We start from the raw sequence: 12494 nt of genomic DNA on the forward strand, positions 1-12494 counted from the left end.
GCCCTCAGCCATGGGCCACGGAACAGGCCGGCAAGGCCACTCCAGCCCGGGGCAGGCGCAGCGCCAGCAAGGCCCCGAACAGCGCCAGCAGGGCGCTGGCGGCGGTAGCCATCTCGATGCCATAGGCCTGATTGCCGCCGGCGCTCAAGGTGTTGGCCAGGGACACCAGCAGCGCCAGCCCCAGGGCCCCGCCGATCTGCTGGCTGGTGGAAGCCACGCCCGCAGCCACCCCTTGCTCGGACGCCGCGATACCTTGCCCGGCCGAGACCCACATCGAGGTCCAGGTCATGCCCTGGCCGATGCTCATGATCACGATCCCCGGCAGCAGGCCGACAAAGCCGCTACTGCCCGGCAGGGCCAGGTACATCAGGCCGATGCCCAGCGCCCCGAGCAGCAAGCCGCTGACCAGGGTCGCCCGCAAGCCTACGCGCAGCAGGGCCCGCTCCGCGACCCAGATCCCGGCCGTGCACAGCAGGGTCGAGGGCAGGAACGCCAGTCCGCTCTGCAACACACTGAACTGATAGACCTGCTGGAAATACAGGCTGAGGAAGTAGTACTGCACGCCGAAGCTGCTCATGAACAGCGCGGTAATCACCATGGCCATGCGCAGTTGTGGATAACCCAGCAGGCGCAGGGGCATCAGCGGGTCGGCGCTACGCTGTTCAAGGCGCACGAACAGCCCGAGCAGGGCCAGGGACAACGCCAGGCAACCCAGGGTCGCCGGGGCGCTCCAGCCCCACTCCGGGCCCTGGACGATGGAAAACACCAGCAGGGTGCCACCCAGGGTCACGGTCAGCGCGCCGCGCAAGTCGAACTGACGGCCGCGCTGGCGCGCAGGGTCGGCGGGTATCCAGTGCCGGGCCAGCAACGCACAGGCCCCAGCCAGGGGCACGTTGACCAGGAACACCGCCTCCCAGCCCCAGTACTGGGTCAGCACCCCGCCCAGCAGCGCCCCCAGGGCCAGCCCCGCCGCCGAGGCCGCGCTCCACACCGCAAAGGCCCGGTTGCGCGCCGGCCCCTCGGCATACCAGGTGTTGATCAGGGCCAGGGTCGCGGGGAACAGCATTGCCCCGCCCACGCCCTGCACCGCCCGGGCCAGCACCAGCAGCAGCGCGCTGCCGCCCAGGCCGCCGGCCAGCGAGGCCAGGGCGTACAAGGACTGGCCGACGATGTAGAAACGCCGCTTGCCCAGGAGGTCCGCCGCCCGTCCGCCCAGCAGCAGGAAACCACCGAAGGCCACGCTGTAGGCACTGACCACCCATTGCAACTGCTGGGCGGAGAAGCCCAGGTGGCTGCCGATTTCCGGCAGGGCGACAAACACGATGGTGGCGTCCAGGGCGATGATCAATTGCGCGGTGGCCAGCAGTAACAGCATCCAGCCCGACGGCTTGGCTAACGGGGTCGCGGACATCGCGAAGATCCTTGTGTGGAAATAACCGGCGGCCAGTGTCATCGATGCTGTTTAAATGATAAACAAGCCATTATCTCTTTCAGTAATGACTTTAATCATGGATCTGAACGCCCTTCGCCTGCTGGTCCGGGTTGCCGAAACCCGCAGTTTCACCCGTGCCGCCGGTGACCTGGGGCTGACCCAGTCCGGCCTGTCCCGAGCCATTTCCCGCCTGGAACAGCAGCTCGGGGTCCGCCTGCTGCAACGCAACACCCGCAGTGTCAGCCTGACCCCGGACGGCCAGGTGCTGGTCGAGCGCGCCGCGCCCCTGCTGGCGGAACTGGCCCATGCCGAACACCTGCTGCTGGACCGGCGCGAATCCCCCAGTGGAATGTTGAAGATCAGTACCCCGTCCCTGTTCGGGCGCAAGGTGGTGATGCCGGTGATCGGCGAGCTGACGGCCCAGCACCCGGGGCTGAGCATCGAAGCGGTGATGACCGACCGGGTGGTGGACATCATCGATGAAGGTTTCGACGCGGTGGTGCGCACCGGGGTGATCCAGGACCAGCGCCTCATTGCCCGGCCCCTGGCGCCCCTGCGCTGGGTCACGGTGGCGGCGCCAGGCTACCTGGAGCGCCATGGCACGCCCCGGCACCTGGCCGACCTGCAGCAGCACAACTGCCTGGCCGTGCGTAACCTGCGCAGCGGCCGGCTGGTGGACTGGCAGTTCATGGACCAGGGCAAGCCCCTGGACCTGGCCGTCCAGGGCCGGCTGATCTTCGATATCGGCGATGCCCTGGTGGACGCGGTGCTCGGCGGCTTCGGCATTGCCCAGTTGATGGAGTTCGCGGTACGCGAAGCCCTGGACACCGGCCGGCTGGTGCCGGTGCTGCAGGAACATGCCGGGCGCAGCCGCGAGCTGTCGCTGGTGTATCCGCCCTCGCGCCAGTGCTCGCCGAAGCTCACCGCCTTTGCCGAGGCCCTGGCTCAGGCGAGCTGGTAGCCGCCTTCAACCGGGCTGGGCGCTGTCGCTCTCCAGGTCCCGGGTCACGCTCAGCAGCAGCGGCTGGGCGACCCTCAGGTAGTCCTGGGTATCGAGCACCATGGAGGCATCCAGGCGCCCGGCGTTGAAGGCGATCTCGCTGTAGCGGGAGGTCAGTTGCGGGTCGACGATCAGCCGGATGCGCGGATCGAAACTCAGCGGAGCAATGGCGCCGATCACGCAACCAGTCAGCTCCCTGGCCAGCTCCGGCGATACCAGTTGCGCCTTCTTGCCCCCCAGGGCCGCGCCGACCTTTTTCATGTCCAGCTTCTGGTCGCCGCTGAGAATCACCAGCCCATACACCTCGTCTGTGCCCTTGAGGCTGCAGAGCATGGCCTTGGCCCCCTGCCCAGGTTCGGTGCCGCGGATCTCGGCAACCCGCGCCGACTGCCCTTCGGCCGGGTGAAAAATCACCCGATAGCGCGCCTGGTGGCTGTCCAGCAGGCTCACCAGTCGTTGGAAAACTGCATGCATGTTCTGTCCTTGGAAAAGTCGCCAGAGGGTTGATTCAAGCATCCGTCGCCACGCCTGACCAGTGGCGGCTACAAGCGCACCCGCTGCGCCAGGAAGTCGATGAACACCCGCACCCGCGACGGCACGTGGCCGCCCTGGCCGACATACAGCGCATAAAAACTTTCCAGCGGCGCCTGGTTGAAGGCTTCCAGTACCGGTACCAGCCTGCCGCTGGCCAGGTCATCGGCGATGGTGAAGGCCGCCAGTTGCGCCAGCCCGGCACCGTGTAGCGCCAGATGGCGCAAGGCTTCGCCGTCGCTGGCCTGCACCCGGCCATTGGGCTGCAGCAGTTGGCTCTCGCCCGCCACGCCCAGGCGCCAGCCCGGCACGGCCCGCGCGTAGTCGAAACCGAGCAGGTGGTGCGCGGCCAGATCCTCCGGGGTCTGCGGTACGCCACAGCGAGCCAGGTAGGCCGGGGAGCCAACGACAACGCCGCGGGTTTCCCCGAGCTTGCGGGCAATCAACTGCGAATCCGCCAGCGGCCCGGTGCGGATCGCCACATCGGTCTGTTCTCCCAAGAGGTCTACCAGGGCATCGCTGTGCACCAGGTCCAGGGCCACCTGCGGATACAGCTGGAGAAACTCCGCCACCAGGGGCGCCAGCACATGCAGGCCAAAGGAGGCGCTGGTGTTGACCCGCACCCGGCCCACCGGAGCCCGGGCGCTGCTGGCCTCACCCTCCACTTCTCGCAGGTCTGCCAGCAGGCGCACGCTGTTTTCATAGAAGCCGCGGCCTTCCGCGGTCAGTTGCAACTGGCGGGTGGAGCGGTTGAGCAAGCGTACGCCCAGGCGTGCTTCAAGCCGCGCCAGCAGCTTGCTCACCGAGGAAGGCGTCACCTGCCTCAACCGCGCAGCGGCCGACAAGCCGCCACACTCCACCACCGCGACAAAGGTTTCCATCTCGGCAAACCGGTTGATCTCGCTGCCCGCCATATGAATTCAACTCACAGATGCTGTTCCGGCCGGCAGTCTATTTCACTCAAAGACCCGACTCTATGCTGGCGATCCCTTTATTCGAGGTATCCCCGATGAGCGTTTCAACTTCCCCGGACCGTCACTTGCTGGTGATCGGCGGCTATGGCGTGGTCGGCACCGCAGTGGTCGAGCTGATGCACCGTACCCCGGGCTGGCAACTGACCACCGCCGCCCGTCGCCGCCCACCGACCAGCCTGCTGGACGGCAGCCCGGCACCGGCGCACATCAGCGCCGACCTGCTGGACGCCGCCGGCACCGCCCGCGCCTTTGCCGGACTGGGCAGCGTCACCGACCTGGTGTTCTGCGCCTACAGCGAGCGGGAAAGCATGGCCGCCACAGTGGCGCCGAACCTGGCGATGCTGGAGCACAGCCTCAAGGCCCTGCGCCAGGCCGGAGCCAGGTTGCGCCAGGTGGTGCTGATCGGTGGCGGCAAATCCTACGGTGAACACCTGGGGCCCTATAAGACGCCAGCCAAGGAAAACGACCCGCGCTTCATGGGGCCGATCTTCTACAACGATCAGGAAGACCTGTTGTGGCATGAAGCCGAACGCGAGGGTTTTGCCTGGACGGTATTGCGCCCGGACGGGGTCATGGGCCCCAGCCTCAACTCACCGATGAACATCCTCACCGGCATCGCCAGCTTCGCCGCCATCAGCCAGGCACTGAACCTGCCACTGCGTTTTCCCGGCAGCCTGCAGGCCTGGTCGGCGCTGCACCAGGCCACCGATTCCCGGGTGCTGGCCCAGGCCGTGCTCTGGGCCCTGACTTCACCGAATGCACAGCAGCAGGTCTTCAACGTGACCAATGGCGATCACTTTCGCTGGCAGCACCTGTGGCCACAGATCGCCGGGTTCTTCGGCCTTGCCAGCGCCGCGCCGCAACCGATGAACCTGGGGGTGCAGATGGCCGACAAGGCGCCGCTGTGGGCGCGCATTGTCCAGGAGCAGCAACTGCGCCCCACGCCCTGGGAGCAGATCGCCGCCTGGCCCTTCGTCGATGGCTGGCTCAATACCGGCTACGACATGGTGCAAAGCACCATCAAGATCCGCCAGGCCGGCTTTACCGGTTGCATCGACAGCCACCAGAGCGTGCTCGAACAGTTGCAGCGGCTGCGTGATTACCGGCTGATTCCCTGACTCAGGGCTCGCCGACCAGGGGCAGTTGCCGACCGTCAACGGCGTCACCGATGGTCAGGAAATGCCCGCCCGCAACATGGTGCAGGGTACGCAGCCGGTCGTGCCCGTCGAAGTGCCAGCGCCCTTCGCTGAACACCCGGGCATCGGCCTGGGCGGCAATCACTTCGCCAAGGAACAGGTCGTACTGCTGGTGGTTGTGGGGCTCGGGCAGCAGCCGGCATTCCAGCCAGGCCACGCAACCTTCCAGCAGCGGCGCCGCCAGTTGCTCGCCGGCAAAGGCCTGCAGACCGTAGGCGGCGAACTTGTCGCTACCGCCTTGGCTCAGCTCAAGCCCGGAGCTGTTGCCCAGGCTCTGCACGATATCCACCTGGGCCACGCAAGGCACATTGAGCACGAAGGTGCCCGAGGCCTCCAGCAGTTGTCGGGTCCAGGTGGACTTGTCGAGCACCACGGCGACTTTCGGCGGCTCGAAATCCAGGGGCATGGCCCAGGCTGCGGCCATGATGTTGCGCTGCCCGCCATGGGCTGCGCTGACCAGCACCGTTGGGCCGTGGTTGAGCAAGCGGTACGCCTTGTCCAGCGGTACCGGGCGACGAAGATCGGACATGACTGGCTCCTGAAAAAAACTGCGATTGTAGCCCCATCGCGGCCGTCGGCAGGCAAGGTCATTGGCCGGATTTTCTGGATAATCCGTCCAGCCGCCGACGGCTTATCAACAGCGGTGCAGACACTAGACTCAGCCTTCACCCCAATTGTTGAAGGACGCGCGCCATGACCGATCACTCCCTGAACAACAAAGTCGTGCTGATCGCCGGTGGCGTGAAGAACCTCGGCGGCCTGATTGCCCGCGACCTGGCCAGCCACGGTGCCCGGGCGGTGGCCGTGCACTACAACAGCAACGCCAGCCGGGCCGACGCCGAGGCCACGGTGGCGGCACTCAAGGCCCTGGGTGTGGAAGCCCAGGCTTGGCAGGCCGACCTCACCCGCGCCAGTACCGTGGAGCAGCTGTTCAACGAGGCCAAGGCGCGCTTCGGCAAGATCGACATCGCCATCAACACCGTGGGCAAGGTGCTGAAGAAACCCATCATTGAAATCAGCGAGGACGAGTACGACCAGATGTTCGCGGTCAATGCCAAGAGCGCCTTCTTCTTTATCAAGGAAGCCGGCAAGCACCTGGAGGACAACGGCAAGCTGGTGACCCTGGTGACTTCGCTGCTGGGGGCCTTCACTCCGTTCTATGCCGCCTATGGCGGCTCCAAGGCGCCGGTGGAACACTTCACTCGGGCCGCGGCCAAGGAGTTCGGTGCCCGCGGCATTTCAGTGACTGCCGTCGGCCCCGGGCCCATGGATACCCCATTCTTCTACCCGGCCGAAGGCGCCGACGCCGTGGCGTACCACAAGAGCGCCGCAGCCCTGTCGCCTTCGAGCAAGACCGGGCTCACCGATATCGAGGACGTGGTGCCCTTCATTCGCCACCTGGTCACCGAAGGCTGGTGGATCACTGGCCAGACCTTACTGATCAACGGCGGCTACACCACCAAGTAATCCTGGCGCCCAAGGGGTAAATTGGCCTGCCGAGCCGCAGCATCGATCGCCTCGGCCGATGCTGCGATCCACTGCCGTCAGGCGCCCCCGAACCAGGATCGTTCAAACGATGGATAAGCTTGAGCAATACCGCGTGTTCATCCAGGTGGCCGACATGGGTAGTTTCATCAAGGCTGCCCATGCCCTGGAACTGCCACGGGCCACCGTCTCTTCCGCCGTGCAGCAACTGGAAACCGGCCTCGGCACCCGACTGCTGCACCGCACCACCCGTCACGTGCAGTTGACCGCCGACGGCGCCATTCTGCTGGAACGGGCGCGGCGCTTGCTGGCAGACGCCGCCGAACTCAACCAGTTGTTCCACCACCGCCAGATAGACGTCAGCGGGCGCTTGAACATCGATGTGCCCAGCCGCATCGCCCGGCGCCTGATCGTCCCCGCCCTGCCCCGATGGCTGGCGCAATACCCCGGCCTGCAACTGGCCCTGGGCGCCAGCGATCGCAGCATCGACCTGGTCCAGGAAGGCATCGATTGCGCGATCCGCGTCGGCAGCCTGGCCGACAGCAGCCTGGTCGCCCGCCCCCTGGGGCAACTGGCGCTGATCAACTGCGCCAGCCCCGCCTACCTGGCCGAACAGGGCGAGCCCCACACCCCCCAGGACCTGCAGAACGGCCAGTGGATGGTCGGTTATGCCTCCCCGGACACTGGCCGCGAGCAGCCCTGGGAATACCTGCTGGAAGGTCGCGAGCACCTGCTGGGGCTGCCCAGCCGGGTGATCGTCAACAACGTCGAGAACTACATCGCCTGCTGCCGGCAGGGGCTGGGGCTGATCCAGGTGCCACGCTTCGACGTGCAGCACCTGCTGGACCGTGGCGAGCTGGTGCAGGTGCTCCGTGAACTGCCGGTGGCGCCCATGGATATCTGCGCGCTATACCCCGACCGGCGCCATCGCTCGCGCCGCCTCAACGTGTTCATCGAATGGTTCGCCGAACTGATCAAACCGCACCTGGAGGCTTGCTGAACACCCGCGGATCGTGAGAAGAAAGCGCCTTCACGGATTGAGGCACTGGCACCATGACCCACCTGCACATCAGCGCTCCCCACCTCGACGACCTGGATGACCTGCTGGCCTTCGAAGGGGAAAACCGAGCGTTCTTCGAAGCCTCGATCAACGCCCGGCCTGCCACCTACTACTCCCGCGAAGGGGTCGCCGAAGCCATAAACCAGGCGTGCGAGGATGCCGAGGCAGACCGCGGCTATCAGTTCCTGATCCGCGACAACGCAGTGCTGGTGGGGCGCGTCAACCTGCACCGGGTGCAGCGCCCCTACTTCAATTGCGCGGAACTGGGCTACCGGGTCGGCGCCCGCTTCAACGGCCGCGGCATTGCCCGCACTGCGGTGCAGCAGGTGCTGCTGCGCGCCTTCGGCGAACTGCAACTGAGCCGCATCGAAGCCAATGCGCGGCCGCAGAACACCGGTTCGGTGCGGGTGCTGGAAGCCTGCGGCTTCTCTTGCTACGGCCATTCGCGGCGCAGCTTCCTGTTGCACGGCGAGTGGTTCGACCGCTTGCACTACGAGTGCCATGGGCCTGCGCCACGCTAGCAACCCGGGCGTGCGCCCCCAAGGCGCACGCCCACGCCCTCAGGCCGACAGCTGGTTGGCGAACTGGCCGACCGCGCTGACCACTTTCTGCGCACCGTCCTGAATCTCGACGATGACCGTGCCGGCCTCCGCTGCCAGGGTCAGGCCCTGTTCCGCCTGCTGCCGGCCCTCGGCCATCAGCTCCACCGCCGAGCGGGCCATGTCCTGGTTCTGGCGCACCACGCCGACGATCTCGTCGGTGGCATTGCTGGTGCGCGAGGCCAGTTGCCGGACCTCATCGGCGACCACCGCAAAACCCCGCCCCTGTTCACCGGCCCGGGCCGCTTCGATGGCCGCATTGAGGGCCAGCAGGTTGGTCTGTTCGGCAATCCCGCTGATGGTCTTGACGATGCTCGCTATCACCAGGGACTGCTCGTTCAGGGCTTCGATGCCGTCCCCGGCCTGCTGCATGCAGGTAGCCAGGTCACGCATCACGTCCAGGGTCTCGGTGACCACCGCCGAGCCGCGCTGGGCGCTGGTGTCGGTCTGTCGGGAGATGCTGTAGGCGATGTCCGCCGCCTCGGCCACCCGTTGCTCCTGGTTCACCTGATCGGTGATCAGGATGGCGAACTTCACCACCTTGTAGAGCTGGCCACTGGCGTCCAGCACCGGGTTGTAGGACGCGTCGAGCCACACCACCCGCCCCTGGCTGTCGATGCGCTTGAACCGCTGGGCGATGTATTCGCCGGCGTTCAACCGTGCCCAGAACTCCTGGTAGCCGGGCCCCTCGTATTCCTGCGGTTCACAGAACAGGCGGTGGTTCTGGCCCTGGACCTCATCCAGCCGGTAGCCCATGCAGGCGAGAAACCGCGAGTTGGCCGTCAGCACCCGGCCTTGCAGGTCGAACTCGATCACCGCAGAGGAGCGCAGCAGCGCCGCCATCAGGTTTTCATGCTCGCAGGCACTTTCCACCGAAGCGCTCTGGTCGGTGCAGATCAGGTTGTAATGATCGAGCCGCCCGGCGCCATCGCGGATCGGCTGCACGCAGACCTGCAGCCAGGCCTCGCGGCCGCCTCCGCGTTGCAGGCGCAATTGGCCGGTGTAGCTTTCGTTGCGCCCCAGGGCCGCCTTGAATTCGCGATACAACGGCACAGCCTGCGGGTGGCGCGAGATGATGCTCTCCAGGGCCACGCCGGCCAGTGGCTGGCCATCGAGTTCCAGGGCCTGGATGAAGTTCTGGTTGGCCCGGCGGATGGCCCCCTCGCCATCGAGTTCGAGATTGAGCACCTGGCTTTCCAGGCAGGCCTTGAATTGCTGCAGAGCGTTCAGCTCGTCGCTCAGGGTGGCAAGTTGCTGCTTCAAACGTTTGTTGAACATGGATACACCGACAGACTAGGAGTGGATACAACAACCCCTAGCCATCGGCGCAGTTTGGGCTTTCTCCAAGCCCCGCAGCGCTTTCCAGATACTTCCTACAAGCCTCTAGGAAATTTCTTGGTTTTTCTTGGGCGCAGCCGTCGCCCGGGGCCCTATCGGTCATGCCCGAGTGTCTCAGCGTGGGAAATGAATGGCGCCAAGGGCGCCGGGGCTGGCCGATGCTGCCCTGAAATCCACAGTGCCCTGTGACGGGAGCACTGTGCTGGGGAGCAATCAGGAGGACAGTTGGTTGGCGAACTGGCCGACCGCGCTGACCACCTTCTGCGCGCCGTCCTGGATCTCGACGATCACGGTGCCGGCTTCCGCCGCCAGGGCCAGCCCCTGCTCGGCCTGCAGCTTGCCTTCGGCCATCAGTTCCACGGCTTCGCGGGCCATGTCCTGGTTCTGGCGCACCACGCCGACGATTTCCTCGGTGGCCTTGCTGGTGCGCGAGGCCAGTTGCCGGACTTCATCGGCCACCACCGCGAAACCACGTCCCTGCTCACCGGCCCGGGCCGCCTCGATGGCCGCGTTGAGTGCCAGCAGGTTGGTCTGCTCGGCAATCCCGCTGATGGTCTTGACGATGCTGCCGATCACCAGGGATTGCTCGTTGAGGGCACCAATGCCTTCGCCGGCCTCCTGCATGTGCTTGGCCAGATCGCGCATCACGTTCACCGCCTCGGTAACCACCGTGGTGCCGCGCTGGGCGCTGTTGTCGGTCTGCAGCGAGGTGTTGTAGGCAATGCTCGCCGCCTCGGCCACGGCCAGTTCCTGGTTTACCTGGTCGGTGATCACGGTGGCGAACTTCACCACTTTGTAGAGTTTGTTGTTGGCGTCCATGACCGGGTTGTAGGAAGCCTCCAGCCAGACCACCCGGCCATGAGCGTCGATGCGCTTGAAGCGCTCGGCGATGAACTCCCCGGCGTTCAGGCGTTTCCAGAAGGCCTGGTAGGCCTGGCTGTTGTACTCCTCCGGCTCGCAGAAGATGCGGTGATGCTTGCCCTGAATCTGCGCCAGGCTGTAGCCCATGCTGGAAAGGAAGCGGTCATTGGCCGTCAGCACGTTGCCGTTGAGGTCGAACTCGATCAGCGCGGTGGAACGCATCAGGGCGCCAATCAGGTTCTCGTGCTCCCGAGAGGCCTCGATGGTGCGGGTCAGGTCGCTGGAGAAGATCGCGAAATACTTGATCCGCCCCTCGGAGTCGCGAACCGGCTGGGAGATGGAACGCAGCCAGGCTTCCTGGCCATTACCGCGCAGCAGCCGCACCGCCCCGGCAAAGTGTTCGCCCCGGGTCAGGGTCGCCTTGAACCGCAGGTGAAACTCATCATGCTTGACGTGTTCCGGGACGATGTCCTCCAGGGCCCGGCCCACCAGATCGCCAGTCTTGTAGAGCATTTCCTGGGCGAAATTGTGATTGACCGACTGAATCCGTCCATCGGCACTCAGGTTGATGACGAGCATCTCGCTTTCAAGGCTCTCCTTCACTTGCTGAAGGCTCGAAAGTTCTTCGCGTAGAGTCGACAACTCCTGCTTCAAGCGTTTATTGAACATGAGGATGTACCGGGGGGGGCTGAAAAAGTGGACTGCTTTGGGTCTAACATCGGCCCTGAAAGATTTTTCTTAATAGCCATTGAGGCTTGTCTGACAAAAATAATTCCGCAGCCAGCAAGGCCGCGGAATTCGGGCCCGCAGCCGGGGATTTCGCGCCACCAAGGAGCGCGTATAGTCGGCGACGGGAAATTCCAGGGCGATCGACGGAGTTGGACTATGGATGCATCACGCAAGGCACTTTTCCAGCAGGCCGCAGCACAGGTCGGACACAGTTTCGAAGGCGAGATGCGCATTGGCGGCAATTACGTGCCGGCGGTGCGCAATGGCGATGAGGTGTATGTCAGCGGGCAGATCCCGCGTATCGACAATACCGTGATGGTGGTTGGCCGGGTCGGTGCCGAAACCTCCCTGGAACAGGCCCGGCACGGGGCGCAGATCTGCACCCTGCGGGCCCTGGCGATCCTCGAGCAGATGCTCGGCGACCTGCAGCGGATCAAGCGCATCCTGCGGATCAACGTCTATGTACAGAGCGCGGCGGACTTCACCCAGCAGAGCGAAGTGGCGGACGGCGCCTCCGCAGTCCTCTATTCGATCTTTGCCGACGCCGGCGTACACACCCGGACCTCGGTGGGGGTCTATCAATTGCCCAAGAATGCCTCGGTGGAAGTGGACATGATCGTCGCCCTGCACCCCGGCTCCGGCAACGACTGAGTACAGCCACGCTGGCCGGGCCCACCCCTGCGGGCCCGGCACAGCAGCGCCGGCGGCCCATCAACTGCCGTTGTTGCGGCACTGGCCCATGACCTGGTACTCGATGGTCTTGAGCTGGCCGGCGGAATCCTCATACGTCATGCGCGAAGGCACCACCTCGCAGGACTTGATCGGCGGGGTCACGTTGACCACCTTGGCGACATCCAGCTTCATGCCGTAGCGGTACGCCTGCACCACCGGCGCCGGCTTGCCCTGGTTCGCCGCATAGCGCTCCATGGCCTTCTGGTTTTCCACCATGGCCCGGGCGAACGTACGGTCGCCTCCCCCTTCGGCCTGCGCCAGGGAAGCCAGGCTCAACAGCAGCGCGGCGAGACTCAGGTTGATTGCTTTCATCACAGTTTCCTCGTCCAGTTGACGCCAGCGAGGATAAGCAACCGACCCTGTCAGGATGATCGCGGGCAGATTACTTATCTGTAATGGGCGCTGCCGACAGCCCGCCCTACCCGGGATAACCCCCGGCCCGTCGGGGTTTTGGCCCGGGCCCTGGACGGCTTTCTTGCACAATTGTAATGACCGGGTCACCCCGCCGTTATCTGCCGTTTGCAACTATCGACAGCGACTGGGCAGGCGTTGCGACG

13 protein-coding genes and 2 pseudogenes are annotated in these 12494 nt (G+C 65.3%); 6 read left to right on the top strand and 9 right to left on the bottom strand.

The features are described 5' to 3' along the window. Positions 1 to 4: 4 nt before the first annotated feature. On the bottom strand, positions 5 to 1411 hold the full coding sequence (locus AC1RMG_RS17280; protein ID WP_493169688.1) for an MFS transporter: 1407 nt from the start codon (positions 1409 to 1411) through the stop codon (positions 5 to 7). A gap of 97 nt (positions 1412 to 1508) precedes the next feature. On the opposite strand from AC1RMG_RS17280, the gene AC1RMG_RS17285 reads away from it, so the two are divergent. After that, complete coding sequence (locus AC1RMG_RS17285; protein ID WP_011063446.1) at positions 1509 to 2393, top strand: LysR family transcriptional regulator; 885 nt, start codon at positions 1509 to 1511, stop codon at positions 2391 to 2393. 6 nt (positions 2394 to 2399) lie between these two features. On the opposite strand, the gene AC1RMG_RS17290 is transcribed toward AC1RMG_RS17285, so the two are convergent. Then, complete coding sequence (locus AC1RMG_RS17290; RefSeq protein WP_011063447.1) at positions 2400 to 2906, bottom strand: YbaK/prolyl-tRNA synthetase associated domain-containing protein; 507 nt, start codon at positions 2904 to 2906, stop codon at positions 2400 to 2402. A 68-nt stretch (positions 2907 to 2974) separates the two neighbouring features. Then, positions 2975 to 3877: a LysR family transcriptional regulator gene (locus tag AC1RMG_RS17295; RefSeq protein ID WP_401156678.1), complete on the bottom strand. Its 903-nt coding sequence runs from the start codon at positions 3875 to 3877 to the stop codon at positions 2975 to 2977. A gap of 95 nt (positions 3878 to 3972) precedes the next feature. Here AC1RMG_RS17295 and AC1RMG_RS17300 point away from each other — a divergent pair, with 95 nt between their 5' ends. Next, entirely contained in the window at positions 3973 to 5055 is a 1083-nt protein-coding gene (locus AC1RMG_RS17300; protein WP_169891890.1) for an SDR family oxidoreductase, read from the top strand. Between the two features lies 1 nt (position 5056). On the opposite strand, the gene AC1RMG_RS17305 is transcribed toward AC1RMG_RS17300, so the two are convergent. Then, complete coding sequence (locus AC1RMG_RS17305) at positions 5057 to 5662, bottom strand: flavin reductase family protein (RefSeq protein WP_011063450.1); 606 nt, start codon at positions 5660 to 5662, stop codon at positions 5057 to 5059. A 164-nt stretch (positions 5663 to 5826) separates the two neighbouring features. Between AC1RMG_RS17305 and AC1RMG_RS17310 the strand changes: the two genes are divergently transcribed. From AC1RMG_RS17310 to AC1RMG_RS17320, 3 genes are all read left to right on the top strand, one after another. Then, positions 5827 to 6600, top strand: a complete 774-nt coding sequence (locus AC1RMG_RS17310) for an SDR family oxidoreductase (protein WP_283989163.1) — start codon at positions 5827 to 5829, stop codon at positions 6598 to 6600. 109 nt (positions 6601 to 6709) lie between these two features. Continuing rightward, positions 6710 to 7618 carry a LysR family transcriptional regulator gene (locus tag AC1RMG_RS17315; RefSeq protein ID WP_019093558.1) on the top strand — a complete coding sequence of 303 codons (909 nt, stop codon included), beginning with the start codon at positions 6710 to 6712 and terminating at the stop codon, positions 7616 to 7618. A gap of 53 nt (positions 7619 to 7671) precedes the next feature. Next, positions 7672 to 8199 (top strand): GNAT family N-acetyltransferase, encoded by a 528-nt coding sequence (locus tag AC1RMG_RS17320; protein ID WP_015637021.1) that lies wholly within the window; start codon positions 7672 to 7674, stop codon positions 8197 to 8199. 39 nt (positions 8200 to 8238) lie between these two features. Here AC1RMG_RS17320 and AC1RMG_RS17325 read toward each other — a convergent pair whose 3' ends face one another. The 4 genes and pseudogenes from AC1RMG_RS17325 to AC1RMG_RS17340 form a co-directional block, all read right to left on the bottom strand. Beyond that, positions 8239 to 8784: a methyl-accepting chemotaxis protein gene (locus AC1RMG_RS17325; protein WP_370059450.1), complete on the bottom strand. Its 546-nt coding sequence runs from the start codon at positions 8782 to 8784 to the stop codon at positions 8239 to 8241. Then, positions 8779 to 9555 (bottom strand): annotated as a pseudogene (locus AC1RMG_RS17330) (PAS domain-containing protein); the annotation flags it as partial. The gene AC1RMG_RS17325 and the pseudogene AC1RMG_RS17330, both read right to left, overlap by 6 nt. Before the next feature lie 273 nt (positions 9556 to 9828). Then, on the bottom strand, positions 9829 to 10389 hold the full coding sequence (locus tag AC1RMG_RS17335; protein WP_256656579.1) for a methyl-accepting chemotaxis protein: 561 nt from the start codon (positions 10387 to 10389) through the stop codon (positions 9829 to 9831). Beyond that, positions 10375 to 11145, bottom strand: a pseudogene (locus tag AC1RMG_RS17340) (PAS domain-containing protein); the annotation flags it as partial. The pseudogene AC1RMG_RS17340 and the gene AC1RMG_RS17335, both read right to left, overlap by 15 nt. Before the next feature lie 216 nt (positions 11146 to 11361). Here AC1RMG_RS17340 and AC1RMG_RS17345 point away from each other — a divergent pair. Further along, positions 11362 to 11856, top strand: coding sequence for a RidA family protein (locus tag AC1RMG_RS17345; protein WP_011063456.1), 495 nt, complete (start codon positions 11362 to 11364; stop codon positions 11854 to 11856). Between the two features lie 60 nt (positions 11857 to 11916). Here the strand turns inward: AC1RMG_RS17345 and AC1RMG_RS17350 are convergent, their stop codons facing one another. Beyond that, the gene (locus AC1RMG_RS17350) at positions 11917 to 12249 is read right to left on the bottom strand and encodes a DUF2790 domain-containing protein (RefSeq protein WP_015637022.1); all 333 of its coding nucleotides are present in this window, start codon (positions 12247 to 12249) and stop codon (positions 11917 to 11919) included. Between the last annotated feature and the right edge of the window lie 245 nt (positions 12250 to 12494).

Source organism: Pseudomonas sp. GW822-FHT04H02 (genome assembly GCF_058800645.1).

What these genes read in the sequence shown, in the direction of transcription:
- AC1RMG_RS17280 (WP_493169688.1), bottom strand. Translation starts at nt 1,411, where the DNA reads ATGTCCGCGACCCCGTTAGCCAAGCCGTCGGGCTGGATGCTGTTACTG.
- AC1RMG_RS17285 (WP_011063446.1), top strand. Translation starts at nt 1,509, where the DNA reads ATGGATCTGAACGCCCTTCGCCTGCTGGTCCGGGTTGCCGAAACCCGC.
- AC1RMG_RS17290 (WP_011063447.1), bottom strand. Translation starts at nt 2,906, where the DNA reads ATGCATGCAGTTTTCCAACGACTGGTGAGCCTGCTGGACAGCCACCAG.
- AC1RMG_RS17295 (WP_401156678.1), bottom strand. Translation starts at nt 3,877, where the DNA reads ATGGCGGGCAGCGAGATCAACCGGTTTGCCGAGATGGAAACCTTTGTC.
- AC1RMG_RS17300 (WP_169891890.1), top strand. Translation starts at nt 3,973, where the DNA reads ATGAGCGTTTCAACTTCCCCGGACCGTCACTTGCTGGTGATCGGCGGC.
- AC1RMG_RS17305 (WP_011063450.1), bottom strand. Translation starts at nt 5,662, where the DNA reads ATGTCCGATCTTCGTCGCCCGGTACCGCTGGACAAGGCGTACCGCTTG.
- AC1RMG_RS17310 (WP_283989163.1), top strand. Translation starts at nt 5,827, where the DNA reads ATGACCGATCACTCCCTGAACAACAAAGTCGTGCTGATCGCCGGTGGC.
- AC1RMG_RS17315 (WP_019093558.1), top strand. Translation starts at nt 6,710, where the DNA reads ATGGATAAGCTTGAGCAATACCGCGTGTTCATCCAGGTGGCCGACATG.
- AC1RMG_RS17320 (WP_015637021.1), top strand. Translation starts at nt 7,672, where the DNA reads ATGACCCACCTGCACATCAGCGCTCCCCACCTCGACGACCTGGATGAC.
- AC1RMG_RS17345 (WP_011063456.1), top strand. Translation starts at nt 11,362, where the DNA reads ATGGATGCATCACGCAAGGCACTTTTCCAGCAGGCCGCAGCACAGGTC.
- AC1RMG_RS17350 (WP_015637022.1), bottom strand. Translation starts at nt 12,249, where the DNA reads ATGAAAGCAATCAACCTGAGTCTCGCCGCGCTGCTGTTGAGCCTGGCT.